Annotated in this window: 2 protein-coding genes; both read right to left on the bottom strand. The window is 64.8% G+C overall.

Translation table 11 applies throughout. From position 1 onward, the window contains the following. Positions 1-85 precede the first annotated feature (85 nt). Positions 86-1432: a sigma-54 dependent transcriptional regulator gene (locus IHV84_RS20015; RefSeq protein WP_198848141.1), complete on the bottom strand. Its 1347-nt coding sequence runs from the start codon at positions 1430-1432 to the stop codon at positions 86-88. After that, entirely contained in the window at positions 1429-3312 is a 1884-nt protein-coding gene (locus IHV84_RS20010) for an ATP-binding protein (protein ID WP_198848140.1), read from the bottom strand. Before IHV84_RS20010 ends, IHV84_RS20015 begins: the two co-directional genes overlap by 4 nt. Positions 3313-3479 lie beyond the last annotated feature (167 nt).

The following is a 3479-nucleotide window of genomic DNA, read 5'->3' as shown; positions in this document are numbered from 1 at the left end:
GACCCAGTATCCCGTCAAAAAAATGCCGCTCAGACTTAACTGAGCGGCATTGCCCAATAGTGGCCCTTGCGCACAGCCGCTGGGCTCATGAACCCAGGCCGTGCCTGCGGATCTTGTCGTGCAGCGTGGTCTTGGGCACCCGTAGAGCCTCGGCCGTGCGGGTGAGGTTGCCACCGTGCTGGCGCAAGGCCTCGGCAATCAAGGTGCGCTCGAACGCATCCACCGCGGCAGCCAGGGCCTGCACGGGCGCGGGTTCTGCGCCCTCGCCCGCCTTTGCGGCAAATGGCGCAGCGCTGGCGGCAATGCCCAGCACCGCCCGCTCGGCCACGTTGCGCAGTTCACGCACATTGCCGGGCCAGTGGTAGCCCAGCAGTTGCTGCAGCTGGCCGGGGGCCAGCTCGGGCACGGGCAGCTGGTGGCGCGCCGCGCTCAGCATCAGAAAGTGCTCGAAGAGCAACGGTACGTCTTCACGGCGTTCTCGCAGCGGCGGCAGATCCACCGTGGCGATGCTCAGGCGGTAGTACAGGTCTTCGCGAAACTTGCCTTGTTTGCACAGGTCCAGCAAATCCACCTTGGTGGCGGCCACCACGCGGCAGTCGATGGGAATGAGGGTGTTGGAGCCCAGGCGTTCGAGCACACGCTCTTGGAGCACGCGCAGCAGCTTGATCTGCATGGCCATGGGCATGCTCTCGATTTCATCGAGGAACAGCGTGCCACCGCTGGCATGTTCCAGCTTGCCAATGCGCCGCTTGCCCGCGCCGGTGAAGGCCCCGGCTTCGTTGCCAAACATTTCGCTGTCGAAAAGCGTGTCGGGCAGCCCGCCGCAGTTGATGGCCACAAAGTGGCCCTTGCTGCGTGGGCTGGCTTCGTGCAGGCAGCGGGCCACCAGCTCCTTGCCGGTGCCGGTCTCGCCGTGGATCAGCACATCCACCGAGCTGGCAGCCAGCCCCGAGAGCACTTCGCGCAGTTGCCGTATGTTGGGCGCGCGGCCCATCACCAGCCGCTCAATGGCGTCGCGCTGCGCCAGCTGGCTGCGCAAATCACGCACTTCCAGCACCAGGCGGCGCTTGTCCAGCGCACGGCGCACCGCGCTCACCAGCTGCTCTGGCGTGAAGGGCTTCTGGATGAAGTCGTGTGCGCCATCCTTCATGGCTTGCACGGCCATGGAAATATCGCCGTGGCCCGTGATCAGCACCACCGGCAGCTCGGGATCGGTGCGCATGATTTCTTGGAGAAAAGCCATGCCATCCATTTGCGGCAAGCGAATGTCGCTGACCACCACACCCCGAAAATCACGCCCCAGCCGCGCGCGCGCCTTCTCTGCGCTGGGGGCGCTTTCAGTGGCAATGCCTTCGAGCTGCAAGGCCTGCTCGCAACCCAGAACAATGTCGGGATCGTCTTCGACGATCAGCACCTTGAGGTCATCAGTCATGATGGTTGTGGGTGGCCCGGCTGTGCCGCAGGCAGGGTGAGATGGAAGACTGCGCCACCGCCGGGGTGGTTGGCACCGCCGAGCGTGCCGCCCGATTCGCGCACGATACCGGCCGACAAGGCCAGGCCCAGGCCCAGGCCGTCACCTGAGCTCTTGGTTGTGAAGAACGGCTCAAACAAATGGGCAATCGCCTCTTCAGACAGCCCTGGCCCATGGTCCCGCACCTGCACATGCACCTGGCCATGGAGCAACTCGCAACGCACCTGCACGCACGGCGTGGGCGCGCCCGCCATGGCATCAAGCGCGTTGTTGATCAGGTTGACAAGCACTTGCTCCAGACGGTTGCCGTCGCACCAGGCTATGGGTTCGGGTTCAGCCACCTGAACTTCGACCTGGGCGCTGGATTGCTGGATTCGTGATTCCAGCACCGCAAGGGCATTGCTAAGGGCTGCGCGCACCGGCACGGCACCCGGCTCGCCGGAAGACTTGCGCGCAAACGCACGCAATTCGCCCGTGATGAGGCCCATGCGGTCAGCCAACTGGGCAATGCGTTCGAGGTTGATCTGCACGGTGGCCAGGTCGCCCCGCTCCAGAAACCGCAGGCTGTTGCCCGACAAAGTACGCAGCGCCGTCAGGGGCTGGTTCAGTTCATGGGCCACGCCGGTGGAGAGCTGCCCAATCACCGCCAGCTTGCCCGCCTGCACCAGCTCGTTCTGCGCGGCCCTGAGGGTGGCTTCTGCACGGATGCGCTCTTGCACTTCCTGCTGCAGGCGTTCGTTGGTTTGTTGCAAGTCGGACGTGCGCTGCTGCACCTTGCGCTCCAGCTCATCGTGCGCGGCCTGCAGCGCCTCGCGTGCGGCCAGCCGGTCACGCACGCGATCGCGCTGGTGGCGGCGCCGCTGGTTGAGCATGAAACCGAGCAGCGCCAAGAAGGCCGTGCCCGTGCTGGCAATCAGGGCATAACTCTGGGCCGCCTCGTCGGCCCGCGCCATGTGCGAGAACACGGTGATCGTCCACGGTGTGCCCGGCAAGGCACGCGCCTGGGTCAGAAACCGGCCAGTGACCGGGTACACCGATGCCATCTCGGTGCCCTCACGCGCCACGTGCACCACGCGCGCGCCCTGGTCCAGATCGCTCAGCACCTTGATGCCCAGGGGCGAGAGGGCACGGCGGTTGTACTGCAGGGTTTGGTCAAACGCCTTGCGCGTGTTCTCGTCCAGCGGGCGCAGGGCCGTGAATTTCCAGTCGGGCACCGAGCCCAGAATCACCACGCCGTTCTCGTGGGTCACGATGACCGGGGCCTCAACGGTGGACCACGACTGCTCCAGCTGGTCCAGGCTGACCTTGGTGACCGCCACACCCACGGTGCGGTTGCCGTCGAGCAGCGCAGATGCCAGGTAGTAGCCAGGCTCTCCGCGCGTGGTGCCGATGCCAAACAGGCGCCCGGTGCCACTGCTGAGTGCATCGCGAAAGTAGGGGCGGAACTGTAGGTCCTCGCCCATGAAGCTGTCAGGCCGCCGCCAGTTGCTGGTGGCCACCACCCGGCCATCCAGGTTGATGACGTAGATGGACAGCGTGCCTGCGCGCTCATTCAACTGTTCGAGATAGGCGCTGACTTCCTCGGCCTGCGCGGCGGAGGCATCGGGCGCCAGCAGGGCCAGCACCTCTTTTTCCAGATCCAGCGTGCCAGGAAGAAAGGCGTATTTGCTGATCTCACGCTGCAAGCTGGCGGTGTACAGCTCCAGCCGGTGCAGCCCCGTGGCCTGGATCTGCGCCTGCCCCACACGCAATGCCACCACATAGGCCAGCCAGCCGCTGAGCAGCACCCCGCACAGCAGCAACAAAACCATCAAGTGACGCAGGGATCGGCGCAAAGGCATGTCAGAAGTCAGGTGGGCGATGGTAGCAGTGCGATGAAAGACGGCCACCCGTCACGCAGTGCCTCTGGAATGGGCCGCAGGGTGACGGCGGGATGAAAAAAGGCTGGCCAACGCCCAATGCCAGTCAGTTAAGAGCTGACTGGCATTTTTTTCGTTGGGAATTTGGA

This window comes from Acidovorax sp. IB03 (assembly GCF_016406015.1).
Classification (GTDB): domain Bacteria; phylum Pseudomonadota; class Gammaproteobacteria; order Burkholderiales; family Burkholderiaceae_C; genus Acidovorax; species Acidovorax temperans.
This window is presented reverse-complemented; position numbering and strand designations above follow the sequence as displayed.

What these genes read in the sequence shown, in the direction of transcription:
- IHV84_RS20010 (WP_198848140.1), bottom strand. Translation starts at nt 3,312, where the DNA reads ATGCCTTTGCGCCGATCCCTGCGTCACTTGATGGTTTTGTTGCTGCTG.
- IHV84_RS20015 (WP_198848141.1), bottom strand. Translation starts at nt 1,432, where the DNA reads ATGACTGATGACCTCAAGGTGCTGATCGTCGAAGACGATCCCGACATT.